At 36.1% G+C, this 24,033-nt stretch carries 29 protein-coding genes; 5 read left to right on the top strand and 24 right to left on the bottom strand.

Translation table 11 applies throughout. The annotated features are described in order from the left end of the window. Nucleotides 1-342: 342 nt before the first annotated feature. Nucleotides 343-738: a phage holin family protein gene (locus tag ACIQXI_RS04610; protein ID WP_402922059.1), complete on the bottom strand. Its 396-nt coding sequence runs from the start codon at nt 736-738 to the stop codon at nt 343-345. A 417-nt stretch (nt 739-1,155) separates the two neighbouring features. Here ACIQXI_RS04610 and ACIQXI_RS04605 point away from each other — a divergent pair, with 417 nt between their 5' ends. The 3 genes from ACIQXI_RS04605 to ACIQXI_RS04595 all read left to right on the top strand — a co-directional run bounded on the left by ACIQXI_RS04605 (nt 1,156) and on the right by ACIQXI_RS04595 (nt 2,489). Next, entirely contained in the window at nt 1,156-1,620 is a 465-nt protein-coding gene (locus ACIQXI_RS04605; RefSeq protein WP_402922058.1) for a GNAT family N-acetyltransferase, read from the top strand. A gap of 258 nt (nt 1,621-1,878) precedes the next feature. Continuing rightward, nucleotides 1,879-2,076 carry a YjcZ family sporulation protein gene (locus tag ACIQXI_RS04600; protein WP_402922057.1) on the top strand — a complete coding sequence of 66 codons (198 nt, stop codon included), beginning with the start codon at nt 1,879-1,881 and terminating at the stop codon, nt 2,074-2,076. Nucleotides 2,077-2,312: 236 nt separating this feature from the next. Beyond that, complete coding sequence (locus ACIQXI_RS04595; protein ID WP_172771828.1) at nt 2,313-2,489, top strand: asparagine synthase; 177 nt, start codon at nt 2,313-2,315, stop codon at nt 2,487-2,489. A gap of 30 nt (nt 2,490-2,519) precedes the next feature. Here ACIQXI_RS04595 and ACIQXI_RS04590 read toward each other — a convergent pair whose 3' ends face one another. The 4 genes from ACIQXI_RS04590 to ACIQXI_RS04575 form a co-directional block, all read right to left on the bottom strand. After that, the gene (locus ACIQXI_RS04590; RefSeq protein WP_402922056.1) at nt 2,520-3,089 is read right to left on the bottom strand and encodes an isochorismatase family protein; all 570 of its coding nucleotides are present in this window, start codon (nt 3,087-3,089) and stop codon (nt 2,520-2,522) included. A 131-nt stretch (nt 3,090-3,220) separates the two neighbouring features. After that, a complete protein-coding gene (locus tag ACIQXI_RS04585; RefSeq protein ID WP_402922055.1) occupies nt 3,221-3,967 on the bottom strand; it encodes a polysaccharide deacetylase family protein in 747 nt (248 codons plus the stop codon). 295 nt (nt 3,968-4,262) lie between these two features. Then, on the bottom strand, nt 4,263-4,883 hold the full coding sequence (locus ACIQXI_RS04580; RefSeq protein WP_402925658.1) for an NAD(P)-dependent oxidoreductase: 621 nt from the start codon (nt 4,881-4,883) through the stop codon (nt 4,263-4,265). 77 nt (nt 4,884-4,960) lie between these two features. Beyond that, entirely contained in the window at nt 4,961-5,353 is a 393-nt protein-coding gene (locus ACIQXI_RS04575) for a hypothetical protein (RefSeq protein WP_402922054.1), read from the bottom strand. A 253-nt stretch (nt 5,354-5,606) separates the two neighbouring features. Between ACIQXI_RS04575 and ACIQXI_RS04570 the strand changes: the two genes are divergently transcribed. Further along, nucleotides 5,607-6,023, top strand: a complete 417-nt coding sequence (locus tag ACIQXI_RS04570; protein ID WP_402922053.1) for a hypothetical protein — start codon at nt 5,607-5,609, stop codon at nt 6,021-6,023. Nucleotides 6,024-6,146: 123 nt separating this feature from the next. On the opposite strand, the gene ACIQXI_RS04565 is transcribed toward ACIQXI_RS04570, so the two are convergent. Together ACIQXI_RS04565 and ACIQXI_RS04560 are read right to left on the bottom strand one after the other, a co-directional pair. Beyond that, nucleotides 6,147-6,449 (bottom strand): hypothetical protein, encoded by a 303-nt coding sequence (locus tag ACIQXI_RS04565; protein WP_402922052.1) that lies wholly within the window; start codon nt 6,447-6,449, stop codon nt 6,147-6,149. A gap of 183 nt (nt 6,450-6,632) precedes the next feature. Then, the gene (locus ACIQXI_RS04560) at nt 6,633-6,785 is read right to left on the bottom strand and encodes a hypothetical protein (RefSeq protein WP_402922051.1); all 153 of its coding nucleotides are present in this window, start codon (nt 6,783-6,785) and stop codon (nt 6,633-6,635) included. 335 nt (nt 6,786-7,120) lie between these two features. On the opposite strand from ACIQXI_RS04560, the gene ACIQXI_RS04555 reads away from it, so the two are divergent. Further along, nucleotides 7,121-7,408 (top strand): transposase, encoded by a 288-nt coding sequence (locus tag ACIQXI_RS04555; RefSeq protein ID WP_402922050.1) that lies wholly within the window; start codon nt 7,121-7,123, stop codon nt 7,406-7,408. Between the two features lie 69 nt (nt 7,409-7,477). Here ACIQXI_RS04555 and ACIQXI_RS04550 read toward each other — a convergent pair whose 3' ends face one another. The 17 genes from ACIQXI_RS04550 to ACIQXI_RS04470 form a co-directional block, all read right to left on the bottom strand. After that, nucleotides 7,478-7,678 carry a cold-shock protein gene (locus tag ACIQXI_RS04550; RefSeq protein WP_024360941.1) on the bottom strand — a complete coding sequence of 67 codons (201 nt, stop codon included), beginning with the start codon at nt 7,676-7,678 and terminating at the stop codon, nt 7,478-7,480. Nucleotides 7,679-7,899: 221 nt separating this feature from the next. Continuing rightward, nucleotides 7,900-8,460: a DNA-3-methyladenine glycosylase I gene (locus tag ACIQXI_RS04545; RefSeq protein WP_402922049.1), complete on the bottom strand. Its 561-nt coding sequence runs from the start codon at nt 8,458-8,460 to the stop codon at nt 7,900-7,902. A gap of 22 nt (nt 8,461-8,482) precedes the next feature. Further along, the gene (locus ACIQXI_RS04540; protein WP_402922047.1) at nt 8,483-9,079 is read right to left on the bottom strand and encodes a class I SAM-dependent methyltransferase; all 597 of its coding nucleotides are present in this window, start codon (nt 9,077-9,079) and stop codon (nt 8,483-8,485) included. Nucleotides 9,080-9,327: 248 nt separating this feature from the next. Then, on the bottom strand, nt 9,328-9,519 hold the full coding sequence (locus ACIQXI_RS04535; protein ID WP_402922046.1) for a hypothetical protein: 192 nt from the start codon (nt 9,517-9,519) through the stop codon (nt 9,328-9,330). 530 nt (nt 9,520-10,049) lie between these two features. Next, nucleotides 10,050-11,624: a right-handed parallel beta-helix repeat-containing protein gene (locus ACIQXI_RS04530; RefSeq protein WP_402922044.1), complete on the bottom strand. Its 1,575-nt coding sequence runs from the start codon at nt 11,622-11,624 to the stop codon at nt 10,050-10,052. A 195-nt stretch (nt 11,625-11,819) separates the two neighbouring features. Then, nucleotides 11,820-12,725 (bottom strand): hypothetical protein, encoded by a 906-nt coding sequence (locus ACIQXI_RS04525; RefSeq protein ID WP_402922042.1) that lies wholly within the window; start codon nt 12,723-12,725, stop codon nt 11,820-11,822. A gap of 160 nt (nt 12,726-12,885) precedes the next feature. Further along, nucleotides 12,886-13,866 (bottom strand): hypothetical protein, encoded by a 981-nt coding sequence (locus tag ACIQXI_RS04520; protein WP_402922040.1) that lies wholly within the window; start codon nt 13,864-13,866, stop codon nt 12,886-12,888. A gap of 135 nt (nt 13,867-14,001) precedes the next feature. Then, entirely contained in the window at nt 14,002-14,748 is a 747-nt protein-coding gene (locus ACIQXI_RS04515; RefSeq protein WP_402922038.1) for a hypothetical protein, read from the bottom strand. A gap of 78 nt (nt 14,749-14,826) precedes the next feature. Further along, a complete protein-coding gene (locus ACIQXI_RS04510; protein ID WP_402922037.1) occupies nt 14,827-15,576 on the bottom strand; it encodes a YndJ family protein in 750 nt (249 codons plus the stop codon). Continuing rightward, nucleotides 15,545-16,156, bottom strand: coding sequence for a DUF4166 domain-containing protein (locus ACIQXI_RS04505; RefSeq protein ID WP_402922035.1), 612 nt, complete (start codon nt 16,154-16,156; stop codon nt 15,545-15,547). Before ACIQXI_RS04505 ends, ACIQXI_RS04510 begins: the two co-directional genes overlap by 32 nt. Beyond that, nucleotides 16,153-17,100, bottom strand: a complete 948-nt coding sequence (locus ACIQXI_RS04500) for a DoxX-like family protein (RefSeq protein WP_402922034.1) — start codon at nt 17,098-17,100, stop codon at nt 16,153-16,155. Before ACIQXI_RS04500 ends, ACIQXI_RS04505 begins: the two co-directional genes overlap by 4 nt. 194 nt (nt 17,101-17,294) lie before the next feature. Further along, nucleotides 17,295-17,819, bottom strand: a complete 525-nt coding sequence (locus tag ACIQXI_RS04495) for a tubby C-terminal domain-like protein (RefSeq protein WP_402922032.1) — start codon at nt 17,817-17,819, stop codon at nt 17,295-17,297. A 110-nt stretch (nt 17,820-17,929) separates the two neighbouring features. Next, on the bottom strand, nt 17,930-18,646 hold the full coding sequence (locus tag ACIQXI_RS04490) for a toast rack family protein (protein WP_402922031.1): 717 nt from the start codon (nt 18,644-18,646) through the stop codon (nt 17,930-17,932). Between the two features lie 220 nt (nt 18,647-18,866). After that, the gene (locus tag ACIQXI_RS04485; protein WP_402922029.1) at nt 18,867-19,772 is read right to left on the bottom strand and encodes a hypothetical protein; all 906 of its coding nucleotides are present in this window, start codon (nt 19,770-19,772) and stop codon (nt 18,867-18,869) included. Continuing rightward, nucleotides 19,756-20,289 carry a sigma-70 family RNA polymerase sigma factor gene (locus ACIQXI_RS04480; protein WP_402922027.1) on the bottom strand — a complete coding sequence of 178 codons (534 nt, stop codon included), beginning with the start codon at nt 20,287-20,289 and terminating at the stop codon, nt 19,756-19,758. Before ACIQXI_RS04480 ends, ACIQXI_RS04485 begins: the two co-directional genes overlap by 17 nt. A 129-nt stretch (nt 20,290-20,418) precedes the next feature. Then, on the bottom strand, nt 20,419-22,239 hold the full coding sequence (locus tag ACIQXI_RS04475; RefSeq protein ID WP_402922026.1) for an ABC transporter ATP-binding protein: 1,821 nt from the start codon (nt 22,237-22,239) through the stop codon (nt 20,419-20,421). Continuing rightward, nucleotides 22,236-23,969 carry an ABC transporter ATP-binding protein gene (locus ACIQXI_RS04470; RefSeq protein ID WP_402922025.1) on the bottom strand — a complete coding sequence of 578 codons (1,734 nt, stop codon included), beginning with the start codon at nt 23,967-23,969 and terminating at the stop codon, nt 22,236-22,238. The genes ACIQXI_RS04475 and ACIQXI_RS04470 overlap by 4 nt, the downstream gene beginning before the upstream one ends. Nucleotides 23,970-24,033: the final 64 nt, after the last annotated feature.

Below are 24,033 nucleotides of genomic sequence, written 5' to 3'. Positions count from 1 at the left end.
CTTTGAAAATTTTATTTTAAATACCTGTAAAAAAAGAAGGATGAATCCACATTTTAGGGAAATGCTTCCCTCTGTATGCAATCAATGATGTAAATTATCGTTGAATAAGTGCTTGTCTCTACCTGAGCCTTATCCACCTAAATTACTTCCGCCCATTCCCCAATTTTTATTTAAGCTATTTAAAATTTCCGTACTACGTGACCTGTGATAATGAAGATGACTAGTAAATGGTCAAATAATCTAGTCATCCTGATGACATCATTGTATTCCTGTGCGGGATGAATTTCTTTTAGTAATGGTGTGATTAACATGTTGGTTAGTCCAATATTTAAACTACTATTCTTAATCGTCCTTTTTATCATCATTGTCCTTTTTTAATTGTGCAAAAGCATTGATTAAAAACTTAGGTACACGTATTCCCAACTTACCTAAGTTTTCAATGATGCTAATTCCCTCCATACCAATTAAAAACAGAATCATCGCATTTCGCATAAAATTGCCGCTCTCTGTAGCATTATCTAATTGTACAGCTGCTATAACCATTAAGATCATAGCTGTCTTCTTCATTAACCCTTTAAAAGTTTTACGAGAATCAATATTCTTTATTAGCCAGCCAACCATTAAACCTAATATTAAATCGATGGCCATTAAAATGGTTAAAGATGTTACTAACTCATCTACTCCGCCAATTAGATAGACAATTAATGCTGTTAAACCACCAATTAACGATGACCACAACGTATTGGTTTCCAGATTATCACCTACTTTCTTATAGAAATCCCCCACACAGGTGATAGCTGAAGGCATAAAAAACTATTTTATATTCCAAATTGGACATAGCTTTTAGAAAGAGCAGCCTTCCTATCTAGCATATTCAATTCCTAGAATGATGAGCGTTCACAATCATACAGAATGGACTGCCATTTAGTATGATTTTTATATTAGGTAGTGCAGATAGAAGTACTCTTCTGCGCTACTAGCCACCTCTCTCACACTAGTTCTACTGATTATCAATTAACAGCCCGCATATTAAATTAGTTTGAACGACTATTGACAAACGATGAAAGCAAGCAAATTCCCCTAATTATTTGCCACAACTTTTACTTTAATGTAAAATATTAGTTGTTTAATATTAAAGGATTGGAGGCTATTCGTATGGAAATTAAGGTAGCTACATTAAATGAAGTACCACACATAGAAGTTTTATATCAAGAGCTTTTTATAGAGATGTCCAAATTACAACCAAAATACATACAACCTTCTAAACAAGACGTACAATTTATTCGAAATACAATAAACAATCATGCATCAGATATTCTCATTGCAAAACTAAATAACGAAATCGTAGGCTTTTTGCTTATCCAAGAATCGACGACACCTCCCTATTCATGTATTGTTAACCATAAATACGCCTTTATCGTCGATTTTATTGTTGGCAGTCAATATCAAAGCCAAGGAATCGGTTCCGCGTTGCTAACTGAAGCAAAACATTGGGCTAAAAATCGCCAATTGGATTACTTAGAATTAAATGTTTTAGCTGAAAACATTGGGGCGATTACTCTTTATGAAAAACAAGGGTTCCAAAATATGAATCATACAATGCGATTTGAGTTGGTATAAAATTGATTGTAAATGTGGATGTTCACATAGATTTTGTGTTACGTATGCCTAAATGCCACATTTTAAAAAATGTGTGCTATAATATGCTTACTGACAAACCAAAAAGGTAACCAATTTAAAGCTGTAGCGCTTTTATGCGCTGCAGCTTTTTTATGTGAATTTATTTTTTTATAAAAGAGTAGTGCACGATTGGGATAAATACCCCTCCGCATTTCTACAATGAACATATTATAAAATTGAAGGAAGGAGGAATGTTTCATGGGATACTACGGAAATGCAGGTAATTGGAACACTAATTTTTACGGTGGATATAACTATGGCGGTGGATGTAACTACGGTGGTGGATGTAACTACGGCGGCGACTCATACTATGGCGGCGGCAACGGATCAGCATTCGCACTAATTGTTGTTCTGTTTATTTTGCTCATTATTGTCGGCACTGCTTTCTTAAATTAAGTTCTAGAAAGCATTAGATGTTACTAGCTTCTATACTCCTATCAATCCAAAAAGGGTCACTTCCCCCAAGTGACCCTTTTTTTGTTTGTTGCAAAACCTTAAATACATAATTAAGTAACGAATAATGCAAGTTCGCCTTTTATTAAAAAACAAAAAAGTAAGTATAGTAATAAGGGAAATCGTAAATAGTATGAATGGTGTCATAGCGCCAAATAACTACGGTGGAGGGATTTTGGATGAACAATATTCGAGAAGGTTTAATCCCAACTATTTTAGGTTCTGCTGTTACAGCTGCTGGTTATGCATTAAAGCAAAAAAGTGGTTCTAACAAAATGATTGCGAACACAGTCTTTGGATTTGGGTTAGCACATATTGTGTTAGGGGCAATAGACCTTGTAGAACATCGTCGTTAGAAATAGGAGAGCACAGTTTTTGTGCTCTTCTTACATTTCTGTTCGGTATTGATTGTGATTAGGCTCAAATAAACGCTCGTCAGCGTTTCTGACCACTGCAAAATTATCTACATTATAATGACCATGTAGCGTTTCATTATGGTGGGCTATAATTTGCTGAGCAGAAAGTGTCTTTGAATCAGTTGTTGAATGGCCATCTGCAACAAGTGTAACATCGAACGATTGAATTGTTGCTGTTCTCACTGCTGTATCAATGCAATGTTCTGTTTTACAGCCCATTATTACTAAATGCTGTACTTGCTGCGCATTTAAATATGACAACAAATCTGTTTGATAAAATGCGTTGGTCGCTTTTTTATCTATAAAAACAGCTCTATTTGTTGGAATATGAATATCATTGTGAACTTGAAAGCCTACCCCTTGGCCGTTTGCAACATCTTTATCTCTCACGAAAATAATTAATGCATCCTCTACTATAGCTTGCTGTATTACAATATTAATATTTTCAAGTAATCTTTTTTTCTCAAAAACTTCTTTTTCTTCGTCATGACCATCCATTAATTCCTGTTGAGCATCGATAACTAATAAAGCTTGCTTCAATAAATCCCCTCGTCTCATTTATAATTATTCCAATAATTACTATAATATATAATTAATATGCTTGCACAGTAAAACCTCGAAAAGTGTTTACTTTTACACTAATCGAGGCGGTCATTGCGGAACTAGATCCTTTATTTACGATCTTCCATCTTTTTATTGGCCTTTTGTACTTCTAGCAATTCCGATACTGTCACAAATTTGTATCCTTGCTTATCAAGTTCAGCTAATATTTTTTCTAAAGCTTTGACTGTTTGTCCTCGGTCTCCGCCACCATCATGAAACAGCACGATATTCCCTTCCTTGGCACCTTTCAACACCGTATTTACTATTTTATTAACACCTGGGCTTTTCCAGTCCATTGTATCTTGATGCCAGGACCACATGACAACTTTGTATCCTTCTTTTGCAACAGCCTCAATCATACCATCCGTATATTGCCCTTCTACAGGACGAAATAGTGTCGGTGTATAGCCTGTTATGCCGTAAATCGTATCATGTGTTTGTTTAATCTCTTTCAGTAAATTAGGAACATTCGTCCTTAATGGGTGAGTATACGTATGGATGGCTAATTCATGCCCATCTTCATACATTCGTTGTACAATTTCTGAATTTTTCTCTGCGTTTTCCCCTACAATAAAAAATGTTGATTTTGCCTGATATTTGGCTAGTATATCTAAAATTTCCGGCGTGTATTTTTTATGAGGACCATCATCAAACGTTAAAGCGATAATTTTTTCATTCGTTTTTATTTCCCACAAAATTTGCCCTGCTTCTTCATAATACTTTCTTCCTTTATCAGCAGAGAACCGCTCACTGACAAAAAATACTGCAATTAACACAATGCATATCGGCATAATATACAGCAACAACTTCTTCAAACATCTTCACTTCCCAGAAAAAAATATTTAGTACTTTATTATTTGTTTCTTTGTTTAAAAAATGCTTTTTATTTTGAATTATTAACTGTTATTTGAAGTATAAAAAAACAAATTGATTGCCATAATAACCTTAAAGCCATGAATCTCCCTAAAACATTTTTTCTTTTAAGCTGTAGCGACTCGCTACAGCCTTTTTTAATTTTGCAAAGCTGTTACTTAAATCTAATTAAAAATTATAGAAAAATACACACTAGAATTAACAAAGTGTTGTTAATTCTAGTGTGCTTTTAATTTATTAATACGCAATTCCGACTCTTGCTTTAATATATGTTGGGCTTTGAATTTGCTGATAAGTGAATTCCGCTGTATCTGCTACTGAAATTTCAGTGCCACCCTCAGGTAAAAAATCTCTTTCTACTCGATAGTGGCCGATGCTTGGACCATCCGGTAGATAGGTAGGACAAACAATGGTCCAATCTAAATTTGACTGCGCAAATAACTTATACACATAGTGATGTTCTTGTGCAGCAACGGTTGACTTTCTTTTTGATTCACTTGATTGATAACGAAGTACACTAGGTGTTAGACGACTTTGTAAAATACCAGCTGTACCTACTACAATAATGCGTTTCAATTTTTCTTTTTGCATCGCTTGTAAAATAAGTGGGAAGCTTTTTGAAAGTGTTGTTGTTCCGTCCGTATTTAAAGCACTTATAACTACATCGGTAGTCGCGATAGCAGAAGCAATATCCTCTTTATTTAAAACATTCCCTTGCTTCACTTGCAAGTTAGTGGCGGTCATATGTAACTTACTTGGTGTCCGTACAAAAGCGATCACTTCATGACCATCGTTTAGTGCGGATGTAACAATTTTGCTACCCACACGACCAGTTGCACCTAAAACTAAAATTTTCAGTTCCATCACACCTTTCTTTGTCATTATATCATAGAGCAAATATCCATATTTCAGCACAAATCAAATACTATAAAATATTAATTTCCATCTGTCAGCTGGACATCGACGATAAACAAATTAAAGTTATTTTTACTGGCAATTCTTCTTACAATTTCTTGGATTTTGCTTTCTGTACTACTATCAAGTTTATCTAAATTATGTAATTGTATGATAATAATTTGATTGTCAGATGTGTCAATTAAATATTCAATCGTGCTGTCGGGATGATAGCCTTCTGCTCTTAAAGCTAAGAGTATTTTTTTCGTTAACTGCGTGCTTTGTAATTTTTGTGCTATGTCCTCAGCTCCACCTTGCGGAATATTACTTTCTGATAAATACGCTGTAGAAGACGATTGATTTTTTATATAGATTGCAACTATAAGCGTTACGACAATCATTAGATAAAAAAACTTTTTCAGTCTTTTATGCATTCTTTAATTCTCCTTTTTAGTAGAATCAGAGGCTAATTATGGTGCCTATGCTTTATAAACGGACAAAAAGGTGTATGAAAATTACGATTAGGCACTTGCTATAGTTATGTATACATATTTTTTACTATTATTTGTTTTAATTCTATTCTAGTAGGACATATTACCAAACCAATAATTTTTCATTTCATAGATTATTAATGTAAGGCAAGCGCGCGCGTTACAATAACAAAACTAACAAAAGGGAGATTATAAAATGGAAGATAATAGATATTGCAAACATATGAATTGGGATTATTACGAAGTTGAAATGAATGGCTACGATAATGTAGAAGAATATAAACATAATGAAAAGAAATGTCATAAACATGAAGACTGTAAACAAAAGCATCCACATTGCTCTTGTAAAAAAGAGGAATGCTGGAAAGAAGACAGAGACACTTGTAAAGAGATGCATTGTAAAGGTTGTATTTGTCACTTATTAAGATGCTTTGAAATAGGTTCTACTGTAGATGTTTATTTGTCTAGTGGCGGTAGCTTCCTTGGCGTGGTTTTCATTAAATTAGATAATCGAAATTGCTGTGCTTATTTCGTTGAGGCTGGAGCAGCAGCTGAACCAATCATTATTGATTGCCAAAAAATAGAAGCAATCAGACGAATTGCAACAGTATAACTTAGAGTCAAATTAGCTAGGATAAAGCATCTGTTTACTATATATGGATGAATCGTACGCTGCTGCGTCTTCCAATATGTGTTCATCCCATATCGTTTACAGATGCTTTTTTATCGTTTTCTCCTATCCGTTGACAATTACTTTTACTACTGGTTCTAATTTCCCAATAAATGCATCTCCTACATAATCTACATCAATGATTACTGCTCTTGGTTCAAAGCGTTGTATACTATCAATTATGCGAGCAGTATTACGTCTCTTTGCAATTTGAAAAGGTACTTCAAGCGTCAATTTCCTGTCCCGCTGCCTCTTATCAGGGTAAGACATGACAAATGTAGATAATATATACGCTACATTTTGCAAAATTTTATCAACGCCTTTCGCACTAAAATCAATATTTCTCGTTGCCGTCACTTGATGTGTCATCCTATCAACCTTTCTTCAACCTGGTGTACATATAAATAGTTCTTTCTTTTTGCTAAGACTGTTTTATGAACAGTGTAAGTGTCAAAGCAACACTTAGTTATGTATGCCACAATTGCAAAATATATGAAAGTTATTATTAGTAGCAGCTTTACGCATAATTTTTTGTATGATCACTTTGTAGCTTTATCTTGTAAAAACATAATAAATGACATATAACCAGCTAAAGCAGCCATGAATAATAGCCCACAATATGGATTGATGGACACTCCAAGATATCGTAATTGCTAGAACGGAACCAAATCCTATTCCATTTTTTACGACTGATTTATTTTCCAATTTGTGCCCTCTCCTCATTCCTTTTGTGTGTACATACCGATTAATTTTTATTTTTAGTCCTCCCTTAAAAGTCATTTCATATTTCGAATATACTCTTATGCCAATAAAACAGCATATGTTTTAAAGGGCAAGACCATCATGCATTTTCACATAAAATTCTTCTATTTTTTGTTTCTACACTCTCGGCGGGATAATTTCTGTTCCCTATTTGTCATACCCCATTCTAATTTTTTTTACACCTACGTTTCGTTTTTACTAAATATCCCAATTAATTTTACTGTAAATGTTTATGTCTTTATGGTCGTGGGGATAATTAGGAAAAGGAAGTGGCTATTGTGAAATTGTTATTAATTATCTTGAGCATAATTGTCCCTTTAGTAATGCTTTGGCTACAAAATAAAAGCAAGAACGTACGCACAGCGTTTAACGTTCTTGCAGTTTTGGCAACATTTATTTTTGGAGGCATCGCATCTACCTCTATTTTTCAAATTATTGCCGATGATGCCGTTTTTATGACAACGATTCATGCAATTTTTTTAAACCCATTCTTTTTAGTTACAGGTGCATACATGGGTGTATACATTCTCTACAGGCTCTTGTTATTAACATCGGATGAAAGATAGTAGTTAGTAAAGACAAAAAAAAAGAAGCATCCTAAAGGATGCTTCTTTTTTGCTTATACACTGGTTAAATTAAAGTTTAACGATGTTTTTAGCTTGTGGTCCGCGGTTACCGTCTTCCACTTCAAATTCAACTTTTTGACCTTCGTCAAGTGATTTGAAACCTTCGCCTTGAATCGCTGAGAAGTGAGCGAATACGTCTGCTTCACCTTCAACTTCGATGAATCCAAAACCTTTTTCTGCGTTAAACCATTTTACTGTACCTTGTTTCATAATAAGAAACCTCCAAAAAAAATAAATTAATAAACAATTTCTCCAAAAAAAATTCACCTATTATAAAAAGTACCGAACAACACGATTACTTTTTGTAATAGGTGAATTCAATATTTTAAATCAAGAAATCTTTTTATTAATTTCATTATATACGAAATCATTCCAATTGTCTAGTAGAACTTTTTATTTGGCAATTCATTAACATGCAATACTAAATCTGCCTACTGTATTTGTCGACAACCACAATCTACAATGTGATCATTCACCATTCCAACTGCCTGCATAAACGAATAACAAATTGTACTACCTACAAATTTAAAGCCATCTTTTTTTAACTGTTTACTCATGTGATCACTTAGCTCTGTTGTGGCGGGAACTTCCGCAATCGTCGGCCATTTATTGTCAATTGGCTGATGATCTACAAATGACCATATGTAATTTGAAAAAGAGCCATGCTGTTGTTGAATTTTTATAAAGGCTTGTGCATTGGTCACCACACTGGCTATTTTAAGTTTATTGCGAACAATACGCTTGTCCTCTTTTAGTGCTGCTAGCTTATCTTCCGTATACGTTACGATTTTAGAGGCATTGAATTGGTCAAAAGCATCTCGGTAACCCTCTCTTTTTTGTAAAATTGTCCACCAGCTAAGTCCTGCTTGTGCCCCCTCTAAACAAAGCATTTCAAATAAATGCTGATCATCAAAAACGGGTACGCCCCATTCTTTATCATGGTACTCTACATATAATGGTTCATCTAGCTTTACCCATTCACATCTTTTCATCTATACAACCTCCATCTATTTCTTATTTAGTAGCGATTACAGAAAGCCAGCCTTTTCTTGTATGTTCATGTATCGTAATGGATTGAAAACCTATACTTTGCAATAGCATCTTTAATTGTACATTGGTTTTATAATCCTTTCTATGATAATTGATTTTGTATAGCTCTGACATAATAATAAATTGGCCACCATGTTTTAAAACTCTATATACTTCTTTAACATCGCTCGCTAAATCAGCCCAAAAATAATGTGTTTGACAAGCCGTTATCTTATCAAAAAAAGCGTCCGGATATGGAATATTAGCAACACTTGCTTGCGATACAATAACTTTTCCAGTTGCCACATCATTCCGATTTACTCTAGTCGTATCATTTACCGCTTGTTCAGAAAAATCAATTCCATGAATTTCACCTTGGTGGTTAATACTAGATAATGCTCGAATTGTTCTGCCACCACCGCATCCAATATCTAAAACAATATCACCATCTTTTATTACACCACTGTCTAGTAACCAGCTATTCATTCCACTATGAGCTATATTCATAATACGTAACATGACAGAACCAATCCATCCTCTTGGTTGTTTTGCCTGTTCAATTAGTTTTTGTAAAATAGTCACCTTCATTTCCCCCTTCTTTTTTTCTACGTTCAAACCGCTATTAAAGTTTCATATTTTTCCAATTGACAAATCTCGTTTATGGAGACAGTACAAAAAAATCACAGCGTTATCATTCATATCACTGTGATTTCTTTCAACTAGATATATTTTTGATGTAAACCTTATAAATGGTTTACATGAGCTTAATAATTTGTTCTATGCTTCATGCCAGGACAAATTTTTCAGTCCTTCGACAAAATTACGTTAAATTAATTTAAATATGTATTATTTGAATTATTTCGTTCGCGCTCATCTATTACTAGATGGATAATCAATGCTAGCTGTTGTTCAATTCGCAGATTATTTTGATGAAAAATATCAGCTATTGCACTTTTTTGGCTGTCTGCTAATTCAACCTTTTTTAGCATCATCATAATTTCTTCTTTCGAAAGCCCAAACATCTTTACTCACCCCATTTCATTTCCAAAAATATTTCATTATTGCAAAAACATTATCAAAAGTTCTTAATACTGAAGACATGCATTATTATTATTGAACCATTTTTACTAATTATAGGATATAACATACAGAATAAGCAATCTAAAAACTAAATTTTCTAACAATATTTCCTGCTAAAAAAGCCACTATTATTATATTATATATAATATTACAAATATTTTAATTGTAAAATCCCATAAGATTACAAGGTTTTCTAACATAATAAACATTGCCATCGTTGCTATAACAAGCAGAACATAATACAAAAGATATGTCGAATATCGGTAAAATTTGCAATTTTTTTGCATTGAATTAGTAGAATCTTCAAGTATTTTTATTTTCATTGAGCTAAATTATCTCCCTATTTCCATAAACAATCGCTTTTTCTTTTTTTAAGTAATGCATTAAAGCATTTCAAGTTAAAGCTCTCGTTAGTTTCTAGGGAATATCATTTTATTGCAAGAAAAAAGTAATTTCAATAAATTGAAACTACTCATTTTTTGTTTCTCCCATCCGCTTGTGTAGTGATTGTATCTACCATTTGCTGTATTTTTTCCTTTGTAGTTGGTTGCAAATCTAGCTGGATAATTCTTGAGCTTGCATCTTTTTGCCAATTCCCTGCTTTGACAATGCCTCGAATATATAGCTGACTATGGTCCTGCACGATGGCGACTGTTTTAACATCAGCAAACCTGTTATGAATAATTTCCAGTAACGATCGATTGGTCATTGCCAAAAACGTTCTCTCCGTTTCCGCAACCTCACAATTTTGAATACGCCCCATTGATTTATCACTCCAAAAAATCGAATAAGGGCTTTGTGGGCAATGTGAAAAGTTGCTATCTTTTACTTCCACGATGGCATCAATACAAGTAATTCCATTCCCTACGACATGATGAAATGTACAATTATTTGCAAAAAGACGTGCATTTGTTATATAAATTTGGTGGCTCTTTATATGCTGGATTTGTGAGTTTTTTATAGTAATCTTAGCATGGTCATTGCCATAAATACCCCCTGTCTCCCCAAATTGTATAGTGCATTGCTCAAGGACAAGCCCACTTGCATCGGCGATTATTTGAAATTGCGTATGATGATGAATATGACATTCAGTCATGTGGACATCAGCTTCATTGAAAAGTGTCACTCCCGATGTAGCACCCTTTTTAATATGGCATTTCCGAATTTCTGCTTTACTGTTTTCAATAAATAACTGTGGTTTGCTATGGTCAAGTAGCTGACAATCATAGATGACAGCTTTTGATTTTTCCCCTACATACACGCCATTCATTTGACTGGAAGCAATGGTACTATCTGTGGCGATTATTTCACTTTCATGAACAACGATATTTGTTCCTGCATGTTGCTTTATCGTGCATTGATCCATTGTTAATTTAGAGTCATTCAATATTTGAACGCCTAAATCTTGACCTTCGTGAATAATTGTATTTACTAATGAAATAGTACTTAATGCTGCTACAATTTGTGCTTTTTCATGGCCATGCAATTCACAATCTGCAATGGTCATTTCCACATTCCGAATAGCGAAGATGCCATTCATTCTACCTTCTAACAACATACATTTTGATAATGAAATATGGCTATTTTGAATAATTATTTGTGCTTTTGTATGATGTTGGATTGTAGTTTCCTCCAACATTACACTTGAACCATTATCAATGCGGATGCCAAATTGATTAGCAGGGCCAGCCATCAAATCAACATTTTTCATCATTAATGTACCAAACTTAACGGTTACTTGTGTATGAACCATTTGTTGCTCTATAATACAATTTTCAAGCTGTAAATCCCCTTTAATATAAATACCCTGTCCCTTACTAAAGCGGAGATTTCTCATTTCCACATGTGTATGGTAGCGAATAAATACAGCACCACTAATGGTGACATCCCCCCTACCATAAAGCGTCAATCTTTTCGAAATCTCTATACTCTCTTCGTAAACACCATCCCTAATTTCTATAGAATCTCCCACTTCAGCATCTTGTAACGCCTGGTTAATGCTTTGGTAACGGTGCATAATGCTTTTTTTTACAATCAGTGTTGCCAACCTCATACCTCCTGTCTTAACTGGATATTCTTTGTTTGCTATTCATCCTATTTATATACCTATTGAACTACCGATTATTCACTTCCTAATAAATTATTTACAATTTATTGGGTACTGACATAACAAACTACTGTTGCTGAAAATAAAAAAACCAGCAATAAAGCGTACAGTTCGCCTAATGCTGGTTTACAATAATTATTTTTTTCGTTTGAAATAGAAGACTGCAATAATAGCTGCTATAAGTACAATAACTGCAACAATCCATAACGTGTATGAGCTTGATGAAGTTGGGTTAGATTCTTCATTGTTTTGTTGTTCATCTCGTGGTGTAGCAGCACCTTCATATTTATGTGATGTTTGTTCTGTAGCTTGTTGTGAAGTCGAAGCAATTTGAATGTATTGTAAAGTCGGTGTATCAGAAGACTGCGCTTCATGTCCTTCATGGTGACCACCGCTCGTCGTCATAATCGATTTTTCTAATTTTTGACCAATCCAACTATTTGGCTCAGTGGAATCAGCAAAAATTCGTGGGTGACCTGATAGCATATATGTTTTACCTTCAATGACAACCCCCATATCATCACCAGTAACCACATCTTCTATAGTGCCAGTAGGTCCGTAGGAGAAGCCACCCATTTGTAGTAAAGTGTGACCGCCCATATCCATATCTAAGTTCTCAGATAGAAAGGCAATATACTCTTCTTTAGTTAGTGTTGCATCGGGATTTTCAAATTCATATTTATTATGCAGTAAAGCCGTATTAATTTCCTTATACGTAATATCTCCATCTAGCGAAGAAACATATTCCTCCTTTTTTGCCGCTTGCGCAAGGTCTTCCACTGTTGCACCTTCAAGACCAAAAAATGCACCAGTCCATGCAGCAAAGTCTTTACGCGATAAGTTCTCTGATGGGTTCAATGCCATGTCCACACCATTATAACCAATAAGTCCTGTACTTTGTAGAATCATGATTTCTTCAATATTCGTTGCAGTTGCAGGAACATCCGAATAAACCATACTTTTATCCATCGTATGTGCATAGGCTGCTGCTGGTGCCATTAACAAGACACTCATTACAAATAATAGTATATATTTTCTCATTTTTACTCCACCTTCCATTCCATAGTATAGCTTTTAATTGTGATGGAAGTATGAAATCCGATAGGTTTAATGCATTTTTATAAAAGATTTTTACATTCTTGCTTTTATCCCCAAAAAATAAACCAGTAATGAATACGCTTATTACTGGTTTATTCAATATTTATTTTTTTCGTTTGATGAAAAAAACTGCTAGGACAACTACGACTAGTATGATTACTGCGGTAATCCAAAACGTGCTCGAGCTTGTAGACGTTGTGTCTGCAGTTTCGTTTTCTTTCGGTGTATCCTTTGTTTCTTGTTGTTGGGATAGTTCTGTACCTGACTGTGTCGGTGATGCTATTTGAATAAATTGAAGTGTGGATGTATGAGATTGCTGTTCTTTATCATGACCGTGATCATCATTTGTCCCATGACCATGATCATCACTTGCTTCATAATCATGGCCGTGACCATCACTCATTCCATGATTATGGTCATCATCACCCTTCATATTTACAATTGATTTTTCTAAGTTTTGCCCAATCCAGCTGTTAGGGTCAGTAGAATCCGCAAATAGACGAACATGACCAGAGAGCGGATAGGTTTTCCCGTCCAGCATAATGGCTAATTCATCACCAGTTACAACATCTTCAATTGTCCCGGTTGGACCATAAGTAAAACCGCCCATTTGCAGGACAGTGCTACCATTGACATCTACATCTAAATGTTTCATTAAAAAAGCAATATAGTCATCTTTTGTGAGTGTTGCTTCTGGCTTGTCCAATTGCAACTTCTGTTGCCATAATGCAGCGTTAATTTCGTCATAGGTTATATCGCCATCTAAAGAAGAGATATAGTTGTTATTTTTTGCGGCTAGAGCGAGTTCTTCTACATTCGACCCTTCTAGACCTAAATAGCCTCCAAGCCAAGCAGCAAAATCTTTACGCGATAAATTTTCTGTTCGGTTCAACGTCATATCTACGCCATTATAACCGAGCAGTCCAATACTATGAAGCACCATAATTTCCTGTAAATTAGGTGCAGTAGCTGAAATATCTGAATAAAGCATACTTTTATCCATTGGATGTGCATAAGCTACTGCCGGACTAAATAACAGGCCAAACATCAACAGCAAGAGTAATATTTTTTTCAAATCTTCCACCTCCTAATTCCAAGTATAAATTTTAATTGTGAAAGAAGTTTGAAGTTGAAAGTTTGAAATTATGAAAATACTGTTACATTTGCTCTCGTACTACTTTTTGTACAATAAAGTTTTCCCTTTTAGCAATTTCTATCGTTACATATCTTTGATTTCGAATTGCTTTTGTTCAATTTCATAATCTATCCGTAAAAAAGGTAGTCCAAAAATACGCATCGTATGGATAGCTGATAATGTTGTTTCGCTTGTAGCTGTTATCGTAAAATGCTCATTTAATGGTAGTCTCCAAACATAGTTTTTCAATGCCAAATAAATGCCTGCATCGCCTAATTGAGAACTCGTTATATGTAATGTTCCATCTTTTTCATAGACATATAAAATACCAATCATCGTGGTAAAAGGTAGCGGTAAAGCAATATTCATATAGGTAGTCTGAGCAGATGTATGTTGAGAATAAATAGCGACAAATGTCGTTTGCTCCTCAATCTTTCGAATCCAAGCTCGTGGGGCATATCGACCATCTAAGCTTTCATCTACTTTCACAATAATGCCATCCATGTTAACTCTCTTACTTGAAAATGGTAAATTAAGTTGCTGCATCTTACGACTTATACTTTGATAAACAAAAGCAAATGGTTTAAACCATGTTTGCCATTGTACGGATGCGTATAAACGATAATCATTTGTATGTTCATAAAAATGCGGGATGGCTAGTGGGAGATTTTGAGTATCAACAAAATCTTGAAGTGCATCGACTAAGCCTGTATGGGGCTCACCTATTGTCCGTAATTTCCCTCGTATCTGACTTACCGGAAATGTAAATGGTTGATGGCGAGATGGTGGTACTTCAATTCCCCATGCTAATACGCCGACAAATCCAAACAACAAGCAGTTCATGATGCCATGAAATGTAAGCATATCAGGAATAGTGACAAGGATGATGCCAGTAACATTACCAAATGCTTAAAGTAAGGACCATAATATTGTGATACATAAAGAACCATAAGAAATTTTCAACAACAGACCTTGTTTTTTCGGAAAATTCGTTTTCAATGACAGTAACAACAAAGTATAGATTGCAACAATATAAAGCATCACTGATAGTATTTCGATAATTGTGGAAAACGTAATGCCGATTGCAACGAGTAGCGGGCCTGTTAGTAAAATAATAACGACAGCAGGATACCATTTACTATCATGTAATCGTCCAAGCAAGCCTACTGAAATCGGTAAAAGACAGGCAGAATAGTGAAAGTGTATGGCGGTTAACCACGTAAGTAACGGTGAAAATCCTGTATCAATACCCGCAATATAGGCGAAGAACCAAAGACCTCCGATTAATAAGTATACAAGTCCAATATCTATCGCTATTTCCGCAATATTCGTAAAGCCGCGTTGTAAAAATCGAATTACGCCCTGTAATGCGATAAAAGCGGTATAAAGTACATAGACTATCGCTAACAAAACGGCTAGCTTACTATCTGCCATCCACTGTAATAATGTGACAGCGACCATCATAACTAGTATAATCACATGACCTGTTTTATTGACGGTTACAACCATTTTCACTATTGCAGGCACTAAGACTAGTTGTGCAAATGTGAGTAATATTAAAGTATCAGATTGCTTACTAAACAAATAGCATATGGCTACAAAGAGCCATCCTATCAATACGATAGGGCTAAAAAGATTGTTGCGTAAATTCGCCAGCATACATCATTAACCTCCCTAAAAGTGGGTTATGTATATAGACATGGATGGTAAAAACATCTCTATCCTCGTCATATCCTTCCTCGACAATCACACGCCCTTCAAGCATTTTAGGAATCGCCCATTGTATTTTCGACATAACAAAGCGTTGTGTCCCAGAGCGAATAATTAATTTCCCTTGTCGTGTCACAGAAAATAGTAAATCAGAATAGAACAGAGCTGGAGAGCCCAAGTAATCTTTCACAATGTTGTGAACTGGATCTACTGTCATCCTCGCATCAAAATGCCTTGTTTTTTTACTAAAGTAAAACGTCCGTTCCCACAGTACTTCCATTTCGCCAGTTGGCAATCGATGACAGGTGTTGCGAATCGTAAATGGAATATTCTTACCTGATTCAGGAAATAAGAACTTAAACTTAGTTGCCACCATATAAAAGGGACGCATCCATTTGGCACCTGATTCTATAGTTCGCATCACGCCCTTCGCATAAAAAGCTTGCCCCACTGGAAGTGCATAGCGCTGTTGTAATTTAGGATGGAGATTCTTAAAGTCCTCTCCTAATAATGTTTGATAGATCGTCATCCTTTTTTGCCTCGCTTTCGTTTACAACTTTTTGCACTAGGTAAATCTTTACTTAGTTGAAAGCCTACAATGGACAATATCCATAATGCTCCATTAAAAGTTATTGGGTTAAATGGTGCCGTTGCTATATTAGAATCTGCGAGAATGGCACCTAGTGTTAAAATAGGAAACAACAAAATTTGTAAGCCAAAAAGTAGCCGTTTCCCTCTAGGTAGTAAAAAACTGATAGCAAAAATCATCTCCGCGAGTCCAATCCACTTCACAATAACCGACGCCTGATTAAAATTGGCCTCACTAGCCGTTGTAGTAGCAAAGCTCAAATTTGTCAGTAAGTGTTTAACCATCATCACTTCATCAGGATGTTGCACCATTACTTTTGGCACCACACCATGATATAACCAAACAAAGCAAAACAACACACTAATGAGTATTGTTAAAAAGAAGCGGCGATATTGGCTAAATGGATTTTCACCCTTCTCAAGCCATCTTTTTAAAACATCAAAGCTGAGTGCTGTTGCCCACCCCATTAGCGGACGAAATACAACATCCAAAAGTGCACCAAGTTTGCCATAGCGTACATCATAATCATATTGTGTTAAAAATGTTAAACCTTGATTGTGCGGGATATACTTCCAATAGCCTTTTCCCTCTGCAATGGGCGATATTTTCTGCGGTGTCCCAAAATGCAAAGAGGACATTTTGCTGCCGTCTTTTTTTAAATGCTCCCCTTTGCTTTCTCCCCATCCTCTTACTGTTAAACCAGGCATTACTTTCGTTTCATATGTAAAGCGTTGCGGTTCGTCCGCAAATTTTTTCTCGCTATATGTAATCGATGTAAAGCGTAAATCCCACTGCTCATGAAGTTTCGGATTTTGAGTATAATGCCAGGCATCTTCTATTGATGCTTGCATATCAATTTCAACGTAAATTGGCTTTTTGTTCATACAATACGCTCCTTTTAGGGTTTACGTCCTATAACAAGTTTTTATAAATCGTTAAGTGAATACATACAAATTATACTATATTTAACATTATAACAGTGAATTCCCCAAGTTTACCGCTAATTTTCAATAAAAAAAGCTCTCCATATGAGAGCAGCGCATGAGTGGAGTGACAGGCACTCAAACAATTCTGAATTTTATGCTCCGACAAATAACACAGCTTGTCCGATTGCAATAAAAAATGCTTCGTGCTGGATCGGGCTCGTTGCTTCAATTTCCAATGTAATATCAAAATATGTTTCTTTGAATACGGCTTGCCAACGCGCAATGGGTTGCTCATCTATCGTAAAGACCGACCAACCTTCCATCTCCTTATTGAGCATTATTTTTTGTTGCCCATCAGTAATTATTAAATCGGGTATCATTATTTGCCAGCCATCATAGGCAATCATATAATCTTTCGCTGTGACAAGGTCTTTGCCTTTAAAATAAACCCGCCCCCGTCGCGATACTTTTTTACATGTAAAAAGACGTTGTCCCTCCACATCACAAACATCAAATTGTACAAAATAACGATAATCCATCGTACGGTCAAAGGCTTTTTTTAATTTATTGGAATAAATTCGTTGTACGGTAGACGTCACGCCCCCTTCTTCATTGACAATTTCGACTAGTTGCGTCGATTCAATCGTTGCGGGTTGCTTATATGTAAAAGTTTTCAATTTGTTCGCTCCTTCAATCACTGTTGCTTCCTTTAAGCTAACACAAAATATGCGTCAAATACAATGTCCCTGTATTTGACGCATCCATTTAGTCTTGAAGATACATATGCTTATTTATCTAATTTAAAAGTAATATCGCCTACACCCATTTCAGCGTTTACTTCTAGTATAACATCTGACTGCTCATATGCATCATTGACATATACACCTTTACCTTGTGCAATAAAGCCCTCTAGATTCATCGAACCAATGCCTTTTTCCGTTGTTATTTTCACACCAACTGTTGATGGTAAAATAACCGTTGTTTGACCAACTCCTGTTTCAATATTCGTTTCGAAGCTTTTTTTCCAATCACCACCTAAATCAACGTATAGTTCGCCTACACCCGTTTCAATTTCTAAGTTTTCAAGCTGTAAACCTTGTAGATTTAGCGTTGCTTGCGATGCACCTGTTTCAACTGATAAATCCATCGGTATTTCTTCATTTAGTTTCAAATCCCAAACGTTATTAATTTTCCCAATTCTAACTTTGGTAGAGCCTTTATGGTCAATATCTAAATGACCAGTTTGCCCACGTTGTTTATATCGTACTTCTGGTGCTAATTTTTTTATGTTATACTGAGCATTTCCTTCCAGCCATCCCTTTGCACCTTTGGCAACTGTCATTTCACCTACACCAAGATTTATTTCCACGTCTAATTTCTTGGCGTCATCCTTTTTCACTGAAAATGTGTCTTCTTGTTCCTTCTCTGGCATAAATGAAAAACACCCAGTTAATACGAGCAATGAAGCACCCATTATGATAACAAAGCCTAAATATTTCTTCACTCTTAGTTCCTCCCAAATAGTTTTTTCTATTACATCCACTATATCTAAATATTGCCAATGAACAAACGACCCTTAGCTTTAACTTCCACTAGGACCTGAGACGTAGACGTAGGTCAGTTTTCATTACCATCCATCTATATGCGGTTAAAACACAAAAATGAACCCTCCATTTTGCCACATTCACTGGGAACAGAATAAAGGGTTCTTACTATATATTTTATTAGTCAACGTCTGGTAAAACGAACATTTCTGAAGGTTGATATAAATCTTCTACCGTGCCGTCTTGGCGGACAGCTTGAATGGTAGCGGAAGATACATGGGCATTCGGTGGGAAAGGAACTGCCACAAGCTGCGCACCACGATGTGCATCCACAGCGACTTCTATCTGTTCAGTGTTCATGTCTACAATTATTCTCTCAATCGTATGACCTTCAAGAAGTGGCACCACTATGTAGTGTATCTCCGGTAACACGATCGTTTGCATTGTAGCTTCTGAATTCAAAAAGCCATTAACTAATTTATAGCCTTTACCATCATGTTTAAAAAAAGCGATGCCTTGCATATTCGATGTAGTAAAATAACTTAAACGAAATTGGTCGATTGTAATTGTATCAAATAACTGTAAATCATCCGTATTTCCTATTAGCCATACTCCTGATTGAATAACATCCACAATATCGTCTTCATTTGCTACATAATAGCGGTAGCCAAGACGTTCAGACATATTACCCACAATGGCAAAAATAACGATGGCACATAGTAAAAGCCACCAGAGCGACTTCTTACGGAGTGCATATAATCCAAAGCAACATAACAGTACAATTGTTATTAGACCTATCATCATCCAAGGTTCGTTAAGTAGAACTGTATAGTCTTTTACTTTACCTGATTTTTCTAGATAATGCTCCGAACCTTGTAACGGCGTTTCGGGTGAGGGTTGTTTGTTATTCATTAAAAGCATATTAAGTCCGATGATTAAACATATTGTGACACAAAGCGTTAATATTACAGGCGTTAAAGGACGTTTTTTTTGTTGATGGATCTTTTGGAATGTTTTCTGTTGATTGTCTAGCGAAAATTTCCCCTCTTTATAGACAGAATTAATGGCATTACGAATTGGATCCAAAGTCAAGCCCCCCCTCCTGTAATGTCACGCCAATAGATTGCCGTGCCCTTCTTAACCTTGTTTTAACCGTATTTTGTTTAAGCTTTAACGTTTCAGCAACTTCATTTAACGATAATTCTGCAAAGTGGAATAGTATTATGACATCTTTGTATTTCGTTGGGAGCTGTTCAATCGCTGCAACCAACATACGATCTGTCTCATTTGCAAGCATATGATGAACAGGATCCACTTCATCGCCCGATAGTTTATGCCAATAATCAATTACTTGCAGTTTTTTATAGCGCCAACTTGCTACATAATTATGACAATGATTGATAGCAATGCGATATAAATAGGTTTTGACAGTTGCTTCTTCACGATACTGGTCCATTTTTTCATAGAATTTGACGAATGTATCTTGCACTAAATCTTCGGCAACCGCCCAGTTTTTCACATATGTATAGCACACGCGTACTAAGTAATCGCCATACTGTGTCATCGCATCTACTAAGCAAGCATCTTTCTGCGCTTTTAACACGTTACTCCCCCCATCCAGTTAACCAACCAATCATGCAACCACTGTTTTACCAATTTATAGTTAGACCGACAATAATAGAAAAAGTTTCATGGAAAAATAAATTATTTTCACATGAAACTTTCCTTAGTTTTATTGACTTAGTTCATCTTTTTCTAACAGCAGTTTTTGCTGGAGATTATTGTATATACCTTGTTGTTGCATTAGTTGTTGATGATTTCCTTGTTCTACAATTTCACCTTGTTGAATAACTAAAATTTGATCGGCATTTTCAATCGTTTTCAAACGGTGTGCAATGACAAAACTTGTACGTCCTTGCATTAAATGTTGTAATCCTTTTTGAATATCGACTTCTGTTTGCGTATCTACGCTCGATGTCGCTTCATCCAATATTAAAATATCGGCATTTTCTAAAATAGCACGAGCTATCGCTAGTAGTTGTCTTTGACCTTGACTTAAATTAGCGCCTCCTGCCTGCACCACAGTATCATATTGTGCTGGTAAGTACTTAATAAAATTATGTGCATTGGCAATTTTGGCCGCTTCTTCGACCTCCGCATCCGTGGCATCAAGCTTGCCAAAGCGAATATTTTCTCTAATTGTACCTGTGAATAAATAAGTATCTTGTAACACGACACCAACGCGTTGACGAATCGTTGCCATTTGGTAGTCTTCGATATTGTGCCCATCAATAAGAATCGCACCACCATCCACGTCGTAGAAACGTGTTAGCAAGTTAATAATTGTCGTTTTTCCAGAGCCAGTTGGACCTACAAGTGCTATCGTGTCCCCAGCCTTAGCATGGAATTGTATATTTTTCAGTATAGGCTGATTAGGCAAATAGCTGAAAGATACATTTTGAAAGGCTACATCACCTTGTAAACGCTGACGCTCAATGGCATGTTGTTTATCTGCAACTTCAGATGGTTCATCTAAAATTTCAAAAACTCGTTCTGCCCCAGCAATTGCGGATTGGAATGTATTCAATAAGTTTGACAGCTGATTAAGCGGACGGAAAAATTGTCGTGTATATGTGACAAATGCCGCAATAATCCCAACGGTCACAAGCCCTTTGACCGCTAAAAATGCCCCTGTGCCTATGACAACTGCAAGCCCTAAGTTATTCATAAAGTTATTGATTGGGCCTAATAAACCTGAAGTTATTTCTGCGCGCTGAGCTGAATTTCGCAAGTTATTATTTTGTTGTCGGAACGTTTCGATGGCTTGCTGCTCTTTCCCAAACAGAGTGACCACCTCAGCTCCAGTTATCATTTCTTCAATCGTGCCATTTAGTTTTCCTAAATCACGCTGACGTGCTGCATAATTTTTACTACTACGTTTGACAATTTGTTTTGTTGTAAAAACAATGAGTGGAATGATAATCAGTGTGACAATCGCTAACTGCCAGCTCAGAGAAAACATCGCAATGCTAACACCGATTACGGTTAAAATAGAAGAGACAATTTGTGTAACGCTCTGAGCTAATGCTGTATTTAAATTATCAATATCATTTGTCACACGGCTCATTAAATCACCGAGAGCACGTTGATCGAAAAATTTTAATGTTAATGTTTGCAGTTTATTGAATAATTCCTGGCGCAATGAACGAATCGTCTTCATTGCCACTTGTATCATGACATACGTTTGAAGCCAAGTAAAAATAGAGGCTACTGTAAAAATGCAGGCTAATACAAGACCGAGTCGAATGGTTCCCGCGACTTGCTTTTTCATAATATAATCATCCACGATATGACCGATTAAATAAGGTCCTGCTAAGCTTAAAAAGGTAGAAGCAATGACAAAAAATATCGACAAGAACAGCCCTATTTTTTGTTGTCTTACATAGTGCCAGACACGTAAAATTGTTGTTTTTTGATTTTTAGCTTTTTCAGCCGGCCCACCCATTCGAGGTCCACGTCCAAAATTCATTTGCTTTGGTTGAGTTTGGCTCATTGTTGTTCACCAGCCTTTTGCTGTGAAGCGTAGATTGCTTGGTACGGTTGGTTATTTTGTAATAATTGCTGATGTGTACCTTGACCAACAATTTCGCCATCTTCGAGCACTAAAATAAGATCTGCTTGTTGTATGGATGTAATTTTTGAAGCGACTATAAATGTTGTCGTATCTTGAAAATGTTCAGTTATTGCTTGCTGTACATGCTTTTCAGATGCGCTATCAAGAGCAGAAGTCGTATCATCTAAAACTAAAATCGCTGGTTGCCTTACAAATGCTCGTGTTAGTGCTAATCGCTGCTTTTGACCGCCAGATAGATTGGTTGCTCCTTGTGATAGCTCATGTGCTAACCCATGTTCAAGCTTGTCAACAAACTCTGATGCACATGCCCTATCGAGTGCTAGTCTTAATTCTTCTTGGGTTGCTTCTTCCTTTCCAAGATGAATATTTTTTTCTATTGAACCTGAAAACAGTAAGGCCTTTTGAGAGGTAAAGCCGATATGTGAACGCAATGTGCTTAATGCATATTGCTTGAGTGGCTTGCCGTCTAGCAGAATATGGCCGCTCGTTGGATCAAAAAGGCGAGGTAAAAGTTTGACAAGTGTTGATTTACCACTGCCTGTTTTTCCAATGAGCCCTACTGTTTGCCCTGCCTTGACAGTAAACGTAATATTTTTGAGCACATCTTCTGACGTTTCATAATAACGATAGCTCACATGTTGAAAATCGATGGCTCCTTGAATAGTCGACGTAATCGGCTGTGTTGCTTCTTGCACCGCCACTTCTTTGTTTAGCACATCCACAATACGCTCACCTGAAGGTAGCGCACGGGCGATTTGCATCAAAACCATACTAGAGGACATGAGTCCATTTAAAATAATCGTTAGGTAGTTAATAAAAGCAAGTATGACACCGACTTGTAATGTGCCAGCTTCGACTTTTATAGCACCAAGCCACAGTGCCGCAACGATACCTAAGTTCACGATAAACATCGTAAACGGTACGAGTAATCCAACAATTTGTTCTGCCGTAATAAAGCGTTTTGTCAGTGTATCATTTAATCCTGCAAACTGCTCAACTTGGTGCTTTTCACGTCGAAACGCTTTAACGACTCGAATACCAGCTAAATTTTCTTGTAGCTTTGTATTCACACCGTCAATTGCTTCCTGTACTTTACGATATAAAACACCTGAATACTTTGTGAAAAAATACATCGCAGTAATTAAAAGCGGCACAATGATGAGTAGTATTGAAAATAACTCGCGAGCAGTTACAAACACAATGATAACCGCGCCAATAAATAATAAAGGTCCACGTACAAAAATACGCAGTGTCATCATAAATGCACGTTGGATACTTTCTACATCACTTGTTAAAATTGTAATCAGCTTACCAGTTGTAAACGCATCCCGCTCTTTTGCCGAATACGTCATCATTTTTTCATATAATGATTGGCGTACATCTGAGGCAAAATGAATGGCCGCTTTAGAACTGTAGATAGAGCAACCAAGGCCACCCACTAGTCCAAGAACAGCACTTAAAAGCATAAATAAAAACATCTTTAACACATACGGATTGTCACCATTGGCTATACCCGTATCAATCATATGTTGCATAATGGTCGGTTGAATTAAATCCATCGTCACTTCAAGCACCATTAACATTGGTGCAATCAGCGTAAAAAATTTATAGGGCCCTAGATAGCGCCCTAACTGTCTAACTGCCTGCATTCTTTCGTCTCCGTTCCTTGTAAATCACATTCGCTTTCCATTATAACTGAAAATCATTCCCAAT

Source organism: Lysinibacillus sp. NPDC097195 (assembly GCF_044762075.1).
Taxonomy (GTDB): Bacteria; Bacillota; Bacilli; order Bacillales_A; family Planococcaceae; genus Lysinibacillus.
Note: the sequence above shows the minus strand (reverse complement) of the source record. Positions and strands in the feature narration are given on the sequence as shown.